This window comes from Polynucleobacter sp. AP-Kaivos-20-H2, assembly GCF_018882215.1.
In the GTDB taxonomy this organism is placed as follows: Bacteria; Pseudomonadota; Gammaproteobacteria; order Burkholderiales; family Burkholderiaceae; genus Polynucleobacter.
Map to the genome: position 1 here is coordinate 806124 of NZ_JACVOX010000001.1, position 14506 is coordinate 820629.

General features: G+C 45.8%; 15 protein-coding genes. 4 read left to right on the forward strand and 11 right to left on the reverse strand.

The genetic code is table 11. From position 1 onward, the window contains the following. Nucleotides 1-77: 77 nt before the first annotated feature. Genes ICE89_RS04075 through ICE89_RS04090 form a run of 4 tightly spaced genes read right to left on the reverse strand, consistent with a single transcriptional unit; the run spans nt 78 to nt 4718 of the window. On the reverse strand, nt 78-2345 hold the full coding sequence (locus ICE89_RS04075; RefSeq protein WP_216262302.1) for an arginine/lysine/ornithine decarboxylase: 2268 nt from the start codon (nt 2343-2345) through the stop codon (nt 78-80). Further along, on the reverse strand, nt 2342-3256 hold the full coding sequence (locus ICE89_RS04080) for an ion channel (protein ID WP_216264938.1): 915 nt from the start codon (nt 3254-3256) through the stop codon (nt 2342-2344). Before ICE89_RS04080 ends, ICE89_RS04075 begins: the two co-directional genes overlap by 4 nt. Before the next feature lie 12 nt (nt 3257-3268). Next, the gene (gene dcd / locus ICE89_RS04085; RefSeq protein ID WP_071464932.1) at nt 3269-3835 is read right to left on the reverse strand and encodes a dCTP deaminase; all 567 of its coding nucleotides are present in this window, start codon (nt 3833-3835) and stop codon (nt 3269-3271) included. Nucleotides 3836-3875: 40 nt separating this feature from the next. Then, nucleotides 3876-4718: a formate dehydrogenase accessory sulfurtransferase FdhD gene (locus tag ICE89_RS04090; protein WP_216264939.1), complete on the reverse strand. Its 843-nt coding sequence runs from the start codon at nt 4716-4718 to the stop codon at nt 3876-3878. A gap of 161 nt (nt 4719-4879) precedes the next feature. On the opposite strand from ICE89_RS04090, the gene metG reads away from it, so the two are divergent. From metG to panC, 4 genes are all read left to right on the forward strand, one after another. Next, complete coding sequence (metG, locus tag ICE89_RS04095; protein ID WP_216264940.1) at nt 4880-6550, forward strand: methionine--tRNA ligase; 1671 nt, start codon at nt 4880-4882, stop codon at nt 6548-6550. Nucleotides 6551-6653: 103 nt separating this feature from the next. Continuing rightward, nucleotides 6654-6842, forward strand: coding sequence for a DUF3460 family protein (locus ICE89_RS04100; protein WP_215357447.1), 189 nt, complete (start codon nt 6654-6656; stop codon nt 6840-6842). Further along, complete coding sequence (locus tag ICE89_RS04105; protein ID WP_216262310.1) at nt 6835-7722, forward strand: ScpA family protein; 888 nt, start codon at nt 6835-6837, stop codon at nt 7720-7722. Before ICE89_RS04100 ends, ICE89_RS04105 begins: the two co-directional genes overlap by 8 nt. Next, nucleotides 7719-8570, forward strand: a complete 852-nt coding sequence (panC, locus tag ICE89_RS04110) for a pantoate--beta-alanine ligase (protein WP_216264941.1) — start codon at nt 7719-7721, stop codon at nt 8568-8570. Before ICE89_RS04105 ends, panC begins: the two co-directional genes overlap by 4 nt. A 13-nt stretch (nt 8571-8583) precedes the next feature. Here the strand turns inward: panC and ICE89_RS04115 are convergent, their stop codons facing one another. The 7 genes from ICE89_RS04115 to ICE89_RS04145 form a co-directional block, all read right to left on the reverse strand. Beyond that, on the reverse strand, nt 8584-9072 hold the full coding sequence (locus tag ICE89_RS04115) for a cupin domain-containing protein (protein ID WP_216264942.1): 489 nt from the start codon (nt 9070-9072) through the stop codon (nt 8584-8586). Nucleotides 9073-9078: 6 nt separating this feature from the next. Further along, nucleotides 9079-10518 (reverse strand): amino acid permease, encoded by a 1440-nt coding sequence (locus ICE89_RS04120; protein ID WP_216264943.1) that lies wholly within the window; start codon nt 10516-10518, stop codon nt 9079-9081. A 37-nt stretch (nt 10519-10555) separates the two neighbouring features. After that, complete coding sequence (locus ICE89_RS04125; protein WP_216264944.1) at nt 10556-11227, reverse strand: amino acid ABC transporter permease; 672 nt, start codon at nt 11225-11227, stop codon at nt 10556-10558. Between the two features lie 2 nt (nt 11228-11229). Then, nucleotides 11230-11958 carry an amino acid ABC transporter ATP-binding protein gene (locus tag ICE89_RS04130; RefSeq protein WP_216264945.1) on the reverse strand — a complete coding sequence of 243 codons (729 nt, stop codon included), beginning with the start codon at nt 11956-11958 and terminating at the stop codon, nt 11230-11232. Continuing rightward, nucleotides 11955-12614 (reverse strand): amino acid ABC transporter permease, encoded by a 660-nt coding sequence (locus ICE89_RS04135; protein ID WP_216264946.1) that lies wholly within the window; start codon nt 12612-12614, stop codon nt 11955-11957. Before ICE89_RS04135 ends, ICE89_RS04130 begins: the two co-directional genes overlap by 4 nt. A 20-nt stretch (nt 12615-12634) precedes the next feature. Continuing rightward, on the reverse strand, nt 12635-13387 hold the full coding sequence (locus tag ICE89_RS04140; protein WP_216264947.1) for a transporter substrate-binding domain-containing protein: 753 nt from the start codon (nt 13385-13387) through the stop codon (nt 12635-12637). Nucleotides 13388-13573: 186 nt separating this feature from the next. Further along, the gene (locus ICE89_RS04145; RefSeq protein WP_216264948.1) at nt 13574-14506 is read right to left on the reverse strand and encodes a methionyl-tRNA formyltransferase; all 933 of its coding nucleotides are present in this window, start codon (nt 14504-14506) and stop codon (nt 13574-13576) included.

Below are 14506 nucleotides of genomic sequence, written 5' to 3' on the forward strand. Positions count from 1 at the left end.
TATAAAGACTAACCAAATATAGCGCAAGTAAAAAACCCCGCTTTAGCGGGGCTTTAGGGTACAAAAAGTGAGGTGGATCAAAGCGTTATGTCGCGCTCTTGCCTGACACAGTCAACGTAATACTCGCTCTTGCCATCGATGCTGGCTTTAACGAGTCCATGGATATCCGTCTCAAATCCAGGGAACCTCTCATTAAAGTCTCGAGCAAAGTAGAGGTAGTCAATAATGCGTTTGTTAAAGCGCTCGCCCGGAATTAGCAATGGAATACCTGGAGGATAGGGAGTAACTAACATGGCTGTTACGCGACCCTCTAATTGATCCAGTGGTACACGATCTACTTCTTTATGAGCCATCTTAGCCCAAGCTTCTGAAGGCATCATGGCCGGAACCATATCTGAGGTGTACATCTCAGTGGTCATACGAGCGACATCACGACCCTTATAGAACTCATGAATTTGCTGGCAAATATCTTTCAAGCCAACACGCTCGTAGCGTGGGTGCTTAGCCACAAACTCGGGCAATACTTTCCACAAAGGTGCATTTTTATCAAAGTGATCCTTGAACTGCTGTAACTCTGTTACGAGCGTGTTCCAACGCCCCTTGGTAATACCGATCGTGAACATGATGAAGAATGAGTAGAGACCGCACTTCTCCACGATCACGCCATGCTCAGCAAGATACTTGGTCACGATGCTCGCCGGAATACCCATAGAGCCAAAGTTGCCCTCAATATCTAAACCAGGCGTAACTACTGTCGCCTTAATAGGGTCGAGCATATTGAAGTCTTTAGCCAATTTACCAAAGTCATGCCAAGCAGCAGAGGGTTCTAGAATCCAATCTGAGCGCTCGCCAATACCCTCTTCCGCTAAATGATCTGGGCCCCAGACCTTGAACCACCAGTCAGCCCCAAACTTATCATCCACCTCACGCATGGCGCGGCGGAAGTCCATTGCTTCAGCAATCGATTCTTCAACCAAAGTTGTGCCGCCAGGAGACTCCATCATGGCCGCAGAAACGTCGCATGAAGCAATGATGGCGTACTGCGGGCTAGTAGAGGTATGCATCAAATAGGCTTCATTGAAGCAATCACGATCCAGCTTAGTATCTTCAGCATCCTGCACTAATACCTGTGATGCTTGAGATAAGCCAGCTAGCAACTTGTGAGTTGATTGAGTTGCAAACATCAAACTCTTCTTGGTGCGCTTACGATCTGAACCAATGGCATGCATGTCTTTATAGAAGGGATGGAATGCTGCGTGTGGCAACCAAGCTTCATCAAAATGCAATGAATCTACTTTGCCATCTAGCATCTCTTTAATCATTTCAACGTTGTAGACAATACCGTCATAAGTACTTTGGGTCAGCGTCATGACGCGAGGCACTACATTCTTATCCTTGATGAACGGATTGGCATCAATTTTCTTCTGGATGTTTTTCCATTCGAACTCTTCCTTCGGAATTGGGCCAATAATGCCCAAGTGATTACGAGTAGGCATCAAGAAGATGGGAATCGCGCCCATCATGGTGATCGAATGAATCACGGACTTATGGCAATTGCGGTCAACCAAGACAACGTCACCAGGCGCAACCGTAGAGTGCCAAACAATCTTGTTGGAAGTCGATGTGCCATTGGTAACGAAGAACAAATGGTCGGCATTGAAGATGCGTGCGGCATTACGCTCGCTCTGCAGCACTGGGCCTGTATGGTCCAGAAGCTGACCCAATTCTTCCACGGCGTTACAGACGTCAGCACGGAGCATATTCTCACCAAAGAATTGGTGGAACATTCTACCTACTGGGCTCTTTAAGAAAGCAACGCCGCCAGAGTGGCCTGGGCAATGCCAAGAATAGGAACCTTCAGAAGCGTAGTTAGTTAACGCACGGAAGAATGGGGGCGCTAATGAATCTAAATACACCTTGGCTTCTCGAATGATATGACGTGCCACGAATTCTGGGGTGTCTTCATTCATATGAATGAAACCGTGCAACTCGCGCAAGATGTCATTGGGCATATGACGAGAGGTGCGTGTCTCACCGTACAAGAAGATGGGAATATCTTCGTTACGTTTACGCACTTCAGTGATGAAAGCACGCAAGTTATTTAAGGCTGGAAGATCATTATCTTCTGAGTCAGAGTCAAACTCCTCATCATCAATCGAGACGATGAATGAGGATGCACGAGAAGCTTGCTGAGCAAACGAAGTCAGGTCACCATAGCTAGTTAAACCAATAACTTCCATGCCCTCATTCTCGATCGCCTCGGCGAGGTCACGAATTCCCGAACCCGAAATATTTTCGGAGCGGAAGTCTTCATCAATAATGATGATTGGAAAACGAAATTTCATAAAAACTCCCCTACTAATTTATCCGAGACATTCGGAACCCACTTCTCAAAGTTGGCTAGATCTATTATCCGACTGCCATCTGACGAAACCGTGACTATATCGACAAAAGTCGCATTTTGCTGCACATCTCTTGGTAAGTAAACATGGCGAGCATAGACTTGATTGGCCAAGCTCTCGTGATACCCCGTAAAGGTAATTAAAAGGTGCCAATGGCCATTCAGTTCGGCTTTACCCAAAAAATCTTTTAGTGGGCTTGAATCATCCACACTATGCATCGCCGTCCAGGTCAAGGAAAAGACCGGGCTCTCGGAGCGATGAAGCTGCAACTCAACGGATCGACGATAGCGCTCACCCTCGCTTGTCATGCTTTCTGCAATGAGCCATAACCGTAACTGCGCCTCCACAATATGGGAGCTGCGATCATTGGCTACGCGGAACTTCAATGTCTTGATACCGTCATGATTGCCAACTACAGCTACTTTAGAGAAACGTATGCCTGCGGTAGGCCTAGTAAAACGCGCAAAGGCCAGACCCGTAGTTAATGCGGAGTACACAATTCCAAAGAACGCCTCAAAAGTCACAATCGCATTAGGCCAACTACCGGTAGGCGTCATTCGACCATAACCAATGGTTGCCATCGTTTGCACACTAAAGAAAAAGACATCCAACAATGAGCCTGGTCGGGCATTAGTTATGGCGCCGTCTCCACATGCGATATACGCAAAAGCAAATAAAAGGTTTGTGCCAAGATATACAAAGACAACTAGCAACATAAAGCTAGTCCAGGTGGTACCTAGCAGCCAATGGTAGAAATTATTCTCTGGGCGCGCCATTTCTGAGCGCGAGAGTGTGGCGCGATATTCTTCTAGATTAATCCGCGATGGACGGCGATTAAATAGAAATTTACGCACTGCCGTAATGGCTTAGGTCTTAGGCAGGGTAACGCCCCGCTGACCCTGATACTTACCACCGCGATCTTTATATGATGTTCCACACACTTCATCACTCTCAAAGAAGAGTACTTGCGCACAACCTTCACCCGCATAAATCTTTGCAGGCAATGGTGTGGTGTTTGAAAACTCTAAAGTGACATAACCTTCCCACTCAGGCTCAAATGGCGTGACGTTCACAATAATGCCGCAGCGAGCATACGTACTCTTACCTACGCAGACGGTTAATACGCTGCGTGGAATCTTGAAATACTCCACTGTTCTTGCCAATGCAAAAGAGTTTGGTGGAATGATGCAAACATCACCCTTGAAGTCGACGAATGATTGTTCATCGAAATTCTTCGGATCAACGATGGTGCTATTGATATTCGTAAAGATTTTGAATTCGTCTGCGCAACGAATGTCATAGCCATAGCTTGAAGTGCCATAACTTACGATTTTGTTACCGGCGGCGTCTTGGCGAACTTGCCCAGGTTCGAATGGGCTGATCATGCCTTGCTCGCCCATGCGGCGGATCCAGTGGTCTGATTTAATAGTCATGACCGAATTGTAAAACCTTCGCCCTCACCTGCCGACGAATTTATTGGGGATTTTGGCTAAAAACGACCCTCTCCGGGGCGTTATAGATCTCAAAGTGTTTGCCAGAGCAGCGAGAGAGGATGGTCAGATTCGTCTTGCGCGCCAATTCTAGACCCATCAAGGTCACGCCCGAGCGGGTCAGAAGAAAAGGAATCCCCATCTGAGCCCCCTTGATCACCATCTCTGAGGTCAGGCGCCCAGTAGTAAAGAAAATCAAATCCTTGCCCGGCTTATTGACTAGCCACATCAAGCCAGAAATGGAATCTACCGCATTATGGCGGCCAACATCTTCAATAAAGTGCAACAGTCGCACACCATCCTGACCGTCTCGCTCAAAGACCGCACAGGCATGGACCGAGCCAGACTTCTTGTAGATGGTGTCGTGGATTCGAATGGAGTCAATCAAGGCAACTATTGCCTCTTGAGAGAGTAGCGGCCCCTCGGGCAACTGAATTGCATCCATCTCCTCAATCAAGCCACCAAACATCGTTCCCTGACCGCAACCAGTCGTTACTACCCGCTTGCTGGTTAAGGCATCAATATCGACTGTGCTGCGGCGGGTCTTAACTGCAGCTGAGTCGGTCTCCCAGTCTACTTGGATGCTTTCAATGTCATCAGGCGACTCTACAAGGCGCTGATTACGCAAATAGCCCAAGACCAGCGCTTCTGGGGCGCTCCCCAAGGTCATGAGCGTTACGACTTCACGCTTATCCAAATAAATGGTTAAAGGGCGCTCCCCAGGAATATGAGTCTTTTTTAAGCGGCCCAGCTCATCCATGACCTCGACCTCATGCACCAAGGGCACTGAGGCAGAAGACATCTGAATGGTTGGTTTTGCTGCCATAAAATACTCTCTAAGGTCGGGCTGAACTCAATTTTATCGGGGTTTAGGAACACTCCGCGGAGCTTTACTTTAACCGCAGACTAAAATCACTGCATTAGCCAGCATAATTGAGTGCTGCACCCTATTTAACCTTCTTACTTTCTTATTTAAGTCCGTATTACATGAGCAGTTCTCAACGCCGCCTTCTTGTTACCTCCGCACTGCCGTATGCCAATGGTCAGATTCATATTGGCCATTTGGTGGAATACGTACAGACCGATATTTGGGCTCGCTTTCAAAGAATGCGTGGTCACGAGGTGCATTACGTTGGCGCTGATGACACACATGGCACCCCTATCATGTTGCGCGCTGAAAAAGAAGGCATCACCCCTAAAGAACTCATTGCTAATGTTTGGAAAGAACATAAGCGCGACTTTGATAACTTCCTCATCTCATTTGATAACTACTACACCACAGATAGTCCCGAGAATGAGAAGTTAGCGCAAAGTATTTATCTCAAGCTGCGTGATGCTGGCTTGATTGAAAAGCGTGCGATTGAGCAAGCTTACGATCCTGTTAAAGAAATGTTCTTACCGGATCGCTTCATCAAAGGTGAGTGCCCTAAGTGCGGCGCTAAAGATCAGTATGGTGACAACTGCGAAAAGTGTGGCGCAACGTATTCACCTACTGATTTAAAGAATCCTTTCTCAGTAGTGAGTGGTGCAACACCCATTAAAAAGATTTCGGATCACTACTTCTTTAAGTTGTCTGATCCACGTTGCGAAGAGTTTTTACGCGACTGGACCCAAGTTAAAACACCGTTGCAACCAGAAGCTCGCAATAAGATGAAGGAATGGGTTGGCCAGCCTGGCGAAAGCAAGCTGGGCGACTGGGATATCTCCCGCGACGCCCCGTATTTCGGGTTTGAGATCCCTGACGCGCCAGGCAAGTATTTCTATGTGTGGCTTGATGCCCCAATCGGCTACTATGCCAGCTTCCTCAATTACTGCCAGACTAAAGGCCTTAATTTTGATGAATGGGTAAAGCCAGATACCACTACCGAGCAATACCACTTCATCGGCAAAGATATTCTGTATTTCCATACCCTCTTCTGGCCAGCTACTTTGAAGTTTGCCGGCTATCGCACGCCAACCAACGTATTTGCTCATGGCTTCTTAACCGTAGATGGCGAGAAGATGAGTAAGTCACGCGGCACTTTAATTTCTGCAAACAGCGTGATTGAGTGCGGCTTTAATCCTGAGTGGTTCCGCTATTACTTTGCGACTAAGCTAAATGACAGCATGGAAGATTTAGATTTAAATCTTCAAGACTTTGTTGCACGCGTGAATAGCGATCTACTCGGTAAGTACATCAATATTGCCAGCCGTAGCGCAGGCTTCTTAGTAAAGCGATTTGGTGGTGTAGTTTCTGATGAAGCAATGAGTAATCCATTGCTCAAAGAGATTACTGCTGCTAGCGAAAAAATAGCTGAACTCTATGAGGGGCGCGAATATGCAAAAGCACTGCGTACCGTGATGGAGTTGGCTGACAAAGTTAACGGCTTTGTAGATGAGAACAAGCCATGGGAAATCGCTAAAGATCTAGAACGTGAAGCGGATTTGCAGCGGATTTGCAGCATTACGCTGGAAGCATTCCGGATGATGAGTCTGTACCTCAAGCCAGTGATTCCTCAAGTTGCAGCTGGAGTTGAAGAATTCTTCTCCTTGCCACCCCTTTCCTGGTCAGACATTAATACTCCGCTCTCCAGCAAGAACCCTATCAAGCCCTATAAGCACCTCATGACCCGAGTAGAAGCCCCTCAAATTGAGGCTTTGCTGGCTGCAAACTTGTAAAAATAGCCCTAAAAAGCACCTATAATGGCGGTTGTAGTCCCTAGATAACTTTACGAATTAATTTCATAAGTTATTGAATTTATTTAGTATTTTAGGAAATGCCATGGCAAGATATCAATCTGAAATCACCCAGTTCTTAACTGAACTCAAAACCGAGCATCCAAACCTCGAGGCTGAACAACAAGCCGGTCGCGCCCTCCTGTGGGATAAAGAACCATTGAGCGTTGAGGATCAGCGCCGCGCCAAAGAGGCAAAACTCAAGCAACGCGCCTACGTGTACTCGAATGACTAACTCAGGTAGTTCGTCAGACAATGAGCCTAGCGCTCAGCCAATATCGGATTTACTCGATAGCACTCCATCGGTTACCGATGGTATGTCGTCTGCTTTCGCCAAACTATATGGCGAACCACTTTTTAAGCTCCCTACTGATCTTTACATTCCACCAGATGCTCTAGAAGTTTTTCTAGAGGCATTCGAAGGACCATTAGATCTGTTGCTGTATCTGATTCGCAAACAGAACTTCAATGTTCTCGATATTCCAATGGCGCAGGTTACTCAACAGTACCTGAGCTATGTTGATCAAATTCGTCATCACAACCTTGAACTGGCTGCCGAGTATCTCCTCATGGCTGCTATGTTGATTGAAATTAAATCTCGCATGCTACTGCCAATGAAGAAGGCAGATAGCGAAGAAGAAGTAGAAGATCCACGCGCAGAATTAGTACGTCGTCTCTTAGAGTACGAGCGTATGAAGTTAGCAGCTCAAGAGCTCGATCAGATTCCACAGCAAGGGCGTGATTTTCAGGTAGCACATGGCTACGTGGATACCACCGTCGCCATTGCGTGGCCAGATGTCAATGTAGAAGACCTACAAATGGCTTGGCGTGACGTTTTACATCGCGCCAAACTCACTCAGCATCACACGATTACCCGTGAAGAATTATCAGTGCGTGACTTTATGACTCGCATATTGCGCCGCTTGCAAAGCACTAAATTTGTAGAGTTCAGTGAGCTATTTGAAGAAGCCATTAACTCTGGCAAAGGCATACCGGTTGTTATCGTGAATTTCATTGCGATGCTTGAGTTGTCACGCGAAGCTTTAATAGAAATTACCCAAGCTGAGCCGTATGCACCAATTTACGTGCGCCTCGCCTATACACCCGTTGCATGAAAATCATTAGCGACATTCAAGAATTACGTGACCATTTAAGAGGTCAAAACCGCGCTTCATTTGTACCTACCATGGGCAACCTTCACGAAGGTCACTTATCCCTGATGCGCTTGGCAAGACAGCATGGTGATCCAGTTGTGGCCAGTATCTTTGTGAACCGCCTGCAGTTTGGTCCTAACGAAGATTTCGATAGCTACCCGCGCACCATGCAGGCGGATATTGATAAGCTGGAAAAAGAAGGTGTGTACATCCTGTTTGCACCTACTGAGCGCGATCTTTATCCACAGCCACAAGAATATCGAGTTGATCCACCGCAGCAGTTAGGCGACATCCTCGAAGGTGAGTTCCGCCCTGGATTCTTTAAAGGGGTTTGTACCGTTGTATTGAAGCTTTTCTCTTGCGTACAGCCTAAGGTGGCCGTGTTTGGCAAAAAGGATTACCAACAGCTGATGATTATTCGTCAGATGGCTAAGCAGTTTGCGCTACCAGTCGACATCATTCCCGGTGAAACCATTCGTGCGGAAGATGGGCTTGCCCTCTCCTCTCGCAACGGCTACCTGTCAATTGAAGAGCGTGCTGAAGCGCCAGAATTAATGAAGGCACTCAAAGAAGTTCGGGAACGCGTCATCCAACTGAAGGATCGCAACAGCCATTCTATTTCCGAGATTGAAAAAGCTGCAGTTGCCAGTTTGGCTAAACGTGGCTGGCAACCGGATTACATCGCCATTCGTCAACAAAGTGATTTAGCCCCTGCAAGCAATGAGCAATTACAAGCTGGTGAGCCACTCGTCATTCTGACAGCAGCTAAGCTTGGCAAAACACGTTTGATTGATAACCTCGAAATCTAAGTCAAAATATTGATCAAGCCCTTGTAAGGGTCTCAATAGCCTTGATGTTGTCTGCAGAGTGGCCAAATTCTCTTAACAAGATCTCCCGCTGACCAATTTCAAAATCTGCAAACTCGAAACCGGGTGCTACAGCACAGCTCACTAAGCAAAACGAGTCTTGATGCATGGGTTTAGCAGCAAACCAAGTATTGGCAGGAATAGTAGCCTGCAAGCATTTCGAATCCAGCCCCAATTGAATGGTTTGAATCTCTTTGTTTTCATCAAAAAAGTAGATGATGACATCGCAGCCGCCATGAAAGTACCAAGTCTCATCTGATTTAATGCGATGCCATGATGAAAAGTCTTCACCCGCTAAAAGATAGTAAATACTGGTGTAGGCACTCTTTTGTCCTGCGCCTTCAGCACTAACAATAGTTTGCGATCGATACATTTCTCGATAAAAGCCACCCTCAGGATGTGGGAGAAGCTTGAGATCATCAACGAGAGAATTTACTGTTTGCATATATGCCTATCGAGCTCTATATATTTCTGCAGCAGCATTTTGCTCGATGACTTTTTTCTTAAAGGCTGCGATCAATGCTTTCTGATTCAGGCTTCTACGAGTCTTAAACCAGTAGAAGAATCCAAGCACCACAAACCATAATGGCAAGAAGTACAGCGCAATGCGTGTGTTCTCATTTAGGCCTAGAGCGTAGATGACAATAGCAAAAAATATAAATGCAACATAAATCATCGTTTTACCCAGAGGGGTCTTAAACTTCGACTCATCATGAACCTGGGGTAAACGCTTGCGATATGCGAGATAGGCCAACAAAATCATTGACCAAATATAAATAAAGAGAATGGCTGTTACGCTGCCAACCAATTCAAATGCACTCATCATGGACTGTGTAGTTGTCAGTATGAGGGATGCCGATAGCACAAGCCCTGTTCCAAAAAAGATGCCGCCAGTCGGAATCTTATGGGAAGACAACTTTCCAAAGATAGATGGCGCATGATGATTCTTTGCTAGACCATACACCATGCGTGATGTAGCGTAGATGCCGCTATTGCTCGAAGACGTTGCTGAACTAATCACCACGCCGTTAATCAAGGATGTAGCACTCACCATACCCACCAGCGAAAACATGCCAACAAAAGGACTTTCGTCAGGAGAGATATCCACCCAAGGAGTCACCATCATTAAAACCATGACAGTGCCAATATAGAAAATCATGATGCGGAATGGAATTTTATGAATCGCATCAGGCAGCATCCGCTCTGGATCCTTTGTTTCTGCCATCATGGTGCCAATGATTTCCATCCCAGCAAATGCGAAGATGGCGGTCTGTAGACCCCCCAGCAAGCCCGAGACCCCATTAGGAAACAGTCCCCCGTAGGACCATAGGTTGCTAATATGAGCAGTAACCCCACTCGGAGAAACAAAGCCAGTAATGCATAAGTAAATCCCGAGAGCAATCAGACTAATAATGGCAATCACTTTGATGATGGCTAACCAAAACTCTAGCTCCCCAAATGCTTTAACGCTAAGAATATTTAATGCGAGCAATAAAAGCACAATAGAAAGAGCGGATATCCAAGGGGGTAAGTTAGGCCACCAGAAAGCAATATAGCCAGTAATCGCAATAATCTCAGCAATCGCAGCCACGATCCATGCAAACCAATACGTCCAGCCCATAAAAAATCCTGCTGAGGGCCCCAACAAGTCCTCACAAAAATCAACAAAGGATTTGTAATTGAGATTCGATAGGAGCAACTCTCCCATAGCCCGCATCACAAAATATAAGATGCAGCCAATGACGGCATAAATCAAAATGATGCTGGGGCCAGCAATGGATATGGTCTTTCCAGAGCCCATGAATAAGCCGGTGCCAATACAACCGCCGATAGCGATCATTTCGATTTGTCGCTGACCTAAACCGCGCTCTAATTTATGATTACTTTCCATACAAATCCAATTTCTGGTGAAACAAATTTAGCTGAATTTAGCTAATCGGTATTAGCACCCGCCGCTCAATCCTTCTAGCAACTAAGACAATCACGGAAACCAAGAGTAAATATACTAAAGCGGTGAGTAAGTAGGCTTTGAAAAACTGAAAATTAGTGGAGGCCAACTCTTGCATGCGGGCAAAGAACTCGGTGTACTGAATCAAAAACGTAATCGAGCTGTCTTTAAGGTTGCCTATTACTTGGTTGGTTAGTGCTGGCACTGAAGTACGCAATACTTGCGGCAGAGTAATTAAACGAAATACCTGTGACGGCTTAAAGCCTTGTGCTCTAGCAGCCTCTAACTGAGTCTTATCCAGGCCATTAAATGCCGTCTTTAGATATGCAGCATTGTAAGCAGCCACATTTAAGGTAAATCCGATGACCGCCACTGTAAATGGATTGAGTCGGACCCCCCATTGAGGGAGTCCGTAATACATTAAGAACAAAAGCACGATCAAAGGCATGCCAATAAAAAAGGAAATATAGCCATTAATGGCATTGCGGATCAAGACATTCTTACTGAGCGTCAGATAGAAGACAAAAACACCTAATAAAAATCCTGTAATGCTAATTACAACTGCTAATTGGAGAGTATTGGAAAGTCCAGCCAATATGAGCGGCATCTGCTCAAGAAGGTCACGCTCAAAACCGCTCCAAGATCCTGCCATGACTACTCTCTCTTACCAAAAAAAGCTTGCAGCTCTGGATCAGAATGATTGTTGGCAAGAACATCAATGCGCTCGTCTGCACGAATGACACCCTTATCCAAAAATAGCACCCGATCTGAAATGGCACTTGCTAAACCCAAGTCATGAGTTACACAAATCATGGTGATTCCATTGTGGTGCAGGCGATTTATGAGATCTCCCACATCACGAGACATGATGGGATCCAGTGCTGAGGTTGGCTCGTCCAGCAGTAGTACTGCTGGATCCATGGCTAGAGCCCGCGCAATAGCAACACGCTGCTTCTGTCCGCCGGATAACTGAGAAGGATATTTACTTTGATGAGGCGTCATCTCAAATCGAGACAGCTCATGTAAGGCCTTTTCATTGGCCTCTTTAAGTCCCATACCCTCTAATTTACGTAATGCTAATGTGACGTTTTTTAAGACAGTGAGATGGCTATACAAAGCAAATTGCTGAAATACAAAGCCAATCTGCTTGCGCAATTGCTGCACATCTACATTGGGGCCCAGGATCTCATTGCCCTTAAAACGAATTGATCCGGAGGTAGGCTCTACTAAGCGATTCAAGCATCTTAAGAGAGTAGATTTACCACTCCCCGAAGAACCCATCAGGACTTTCACTTCGCCCTGCTGTAAATCCAGATTAATCCCGGAGAGTACTAACTGACCCTCAAATTCCTTAGTGAGGTCTCGGATGGTGATGACGGTCATACTGCTGCTTCTTTCATACCTGGAATCTCATAATGTTTTTGAATCAACTGAACACCCAATAACAAGATCCGATAAATAACAAAATAAAGGACTCCAACCATCAGATAAACATCAATTCCCTTTAGGGTATTGGCTGTCAATGTCATGGCCTCCTTGGTGATCTCTGGAATACCAACGGTGTAGGCAAAAGGAGAATATTTCAGAACGGAGGTAAATTCATTTACCATGCCAGGAATGGAAAAGCGGAGCATCTGCGGAATCTCAATATAACGAAGCACCTGGATGCGACTCATGCCCATTGCCTGTGCGGCAACTATCTCGGCTGGGTCGACAGAATTAAATGCTCCACGAAAGACCTCTGTAAGATAAGCACCAGCCACTAAACCTAGGCTAAGCGCCATTGCCATTAAAGGCGGTGGTTTAAGGCCAATTCCGGGAAGGCCAAAGTACACCATAAACAGGAGAACAAGTACCGGCACTCCCCTAAAGACGTAGGTGTAGATATCAATCAGAAATGAAACACTTCTGATGGAGAGTCGATGAAGACTAGAAAGCAGTAGACCGACAACAAGGCCGGTCACACTGCAAACCAGTGTCACGATAACTGTGTAGACAACACCCTTACAGAGCTCCAGCAGAATATCTAAAAGACTCATGACGAACTTTTGCTAGAGGATTACTTCATCCACTTATCTAAGATCGCTTGAATTTTTTCTGGTCCTAGCTCTGTTAAATACTTATCAAAGTCATCACGCAACTTGGATCCCTTGGCAAAGGCAAATCCCAATTTGTCGTAACCCTTAAATACATAAGCACTTTCCAATGGAAGCTTCAGCTTGTTTTGGTAATTCAAGAAGACAGGCTCTTCGATGAATGCCAAATCAATATTGCCATTTTGGAGATCTGTCACTACTTCAGCATAGGATGGATAAAGCTTTACCTTGCTTAAAGAGTAGTAGCCTTTTGGCTCCAGCTCATTTCTGATCAAGTCATCGTAAGCCATGCCACGTGGGTAGCCAATGGAATACTTCTTGAGTTGATTTAAATCTGTGATCTTGATATTTTTACTTTTAAGACTTACCAAATGCCAAGAATTATCGTAATAAGGCTGAGAAAAATCCATCGCCTCTTTGCGCTTATCCGTGATTGAGATACCAGAGAAGGCAACATCAGCTTGACCACTTGAAACGGCGCCCAGCATTCCTTGCCAATCATAAGGAGTCACTTTTAAGGTGCAACCACGAGACTTGCAATAGCCTTGAAAAATGTCCATATCAACGCCAACAATCTGACCGTTTTGATCAAATAGCATCGGTGGTGATGCAGGCGATACGGCAACCTTAATTTCGCTTGAATTGGTTCCCTTGGAACAGGCAACCATTCCTAGACTTAGGGCACAAATCAGTAATAGCAAAAAACGAAGTTTCATAGACAAAGTCCTTGTAGTAAAAATCAGGTGGCATCTTCTAAATTAAACAAGCTAATTCATGTCAATTAGCCTTAAAAGCATTCCATCAAAAGATAGCAGCGGAATGGCTATTTGTAAATGATGATTCTAAGGCAAGGGCTGGTGAGCATCACGATTGATAACCTATTTGGTTATTTGCCAAACGATCTAAAGAGCGAAGAACTGCCCTATTTCTAGATTCAATTCTTTGGCCAGCTCAGCACCAGTTACCTTGCCCGCAGCGCCTTTAGCCTTCAGGACCTCAATCTGTCCACCATGGCAGGTGATGAAGAATGAATCAAGCGTAATCTGCGTTACTTCCCCAGGCTTGCCTTTGACGGCGCCAAAGGTTGCAGCAACGTGCTTATGGCAATCGTAGATCTGTACTTTTTGTTCGCCAAACTTAGTCCATGCACCAGGCGCAGGATTGCTTGCGCGAATCAGGTTATAGATTTGACTGATGTGTGTTGCCCAATGAATCTGTGCTGCATCAACACCAAACCAACCTTCATAGTTCGCTTGTGATTCATCTTGAACAATTTCTTGATGCTTACCAGCAACTACCAGATCAGCAGTCTCTAGGAGAGCTTGCACACCGATCGGGAATAAATGATCAAAGTAGATCTTGCCTAATGTGTCATTAGGCCCTATAGCTACTTCTTTTTGCACAATCACTTCGCCTTCATCCAAACCATCGGATGGGCGGAAGATAGTTAAGCCTGTTTTCTCTTCACCTAATGCAATTGCCCAATTGATAGCGCTCGGACCGCGATACTTGGGCAGCAAGGATGGATGATATTGAATCGTGCCGTGCTTTGGAATCTTACAAAGCTCTTGCGGTACAAACTGAAGCACATAAGCCATTACACAGATGTCTGCATTGGCGTCAATCATGGCTTGGGCAGCCTCTGGGCCCTTCAGTGAAGCGAACTGCAAGGGGGTTAAACCCCTTGCTAACGCCGCTTCTTTTAAGACTTCGGGTTTGCTTGATTTAGGATTGTCGGGTGGGCAGAAAACAGCAACGACTTCATCGCCGCGATCTAAAAAGGCTTCTAATGACGCTTTGCCAAAATCCGCACTCCCAATTAAAGCAACCCGCAT

What these genes read in the sequence shown, in the direction of transcription:
- ICE89_RS04075 (WP_216262302.1), bottom strand. Translation starts at nt 2,345, where the DNA reads ATGAAATTTCGTTTTCCAATCATCATTATTGATGAAGACTTCCGCTCC.
- dcd (WP_071464932.1), bottom strand. Translation starts at nt 3,835, where the DNA reads ATGACTATTAAATCAGACCACTGGATCCGCCGCATGGGCGAGCAAGGC.
- ICE89_RS04090 (WP_216264939.1), bottom strand. Translation starts at nt 4,718, where the DNA reads ATGGCAGCAAAACCAACCATTCAGATGTCTTCTGCCTCAGTGCCCTTG.
- metG (WP_216264940.1), top strand. Translation starts at nt 4,880, where the DNA reads ATGAGCAGTTCTCAACGCCGCCTTCTTGTTACCTCCGCACTGCCGTAT.
- ICE89_RS04100 (WP_215357447.1), top strand. Translation starts at nt 6,654, where the DNA reads ATGGCAAGATATCAATCTGAAATCACCCAGTTCTTAACTGAACTCAAA.
- ICE89_RS04105 (WP_216262310.1), top strand. Translation starts at nt 6,835, where the DNA reads ATGACTAACTCAGGTAGTTCGTCAGACAATGAGCCTAGCGCTCAGCCA.
- panC (WP_216264941.1), top strand. Translation starts at nt 7,719, where the DNA reads ATGAAAATCATTAGCGACATTCAAGAATTACGTGACCATTTAAGAGGT.
- ICE89_RS04115 (WP_216264942.1), bottom strand. Translation starts at nt 9,072, where the DNA reads ATGCAAACAGTAAATTCTCTCGTTGATGATCTCAAGCTTCTCCCACAT.
- ICE89_RS04120 (WP_216264943.1), bottom strand. Translation starts at nt 10,518, where the DNA reads ATGGAAAGTAATCATAAATTAGAGCGCGGTTTAGGTCAGCGACAAATC.
- ICE89_RS04125 (WP_216264944.1), bottom strand. Translation starts at nt 11,227, where the DNA reads ATGGCAGGATCTTGGAGCGGTTTTGAGCGTGACCTTCTTGAGCAGATG.
- ICE89_RS04130 (WP_216264945.1), bottom strand. Translation starts at nt 11,958, where the DNA reads ATGACCGTCATCACCATCCGAGACCTCACTAAGGAATTTGAGGGTCAG.
- ICE89_RS04135 (WP_216264946.1), bottom strand. Translation starts at nt 12,614, where the DNA reads ATGAGTCTTTTAGATATTCTGCTGGAGCTCTGTAAGGGTGTTGTCTAC.
- ICE89_RS04140 (WP_216264947.1), bottom strand. Translation starts at nt 13,387, where the DNA reads ATGAAACTTCGTTTTTTGCTATTACTGATTTGTGCCCTAAGTCTAGGA.
- ICE89_RS04145 (WP_216264948.1), bottom strand. Translation starts at nt 14,506, where the DNA reads ATGCGGGTTGCTTTAATTGGGAGTGCGGATTTTGGCAAAGCGTCATTA.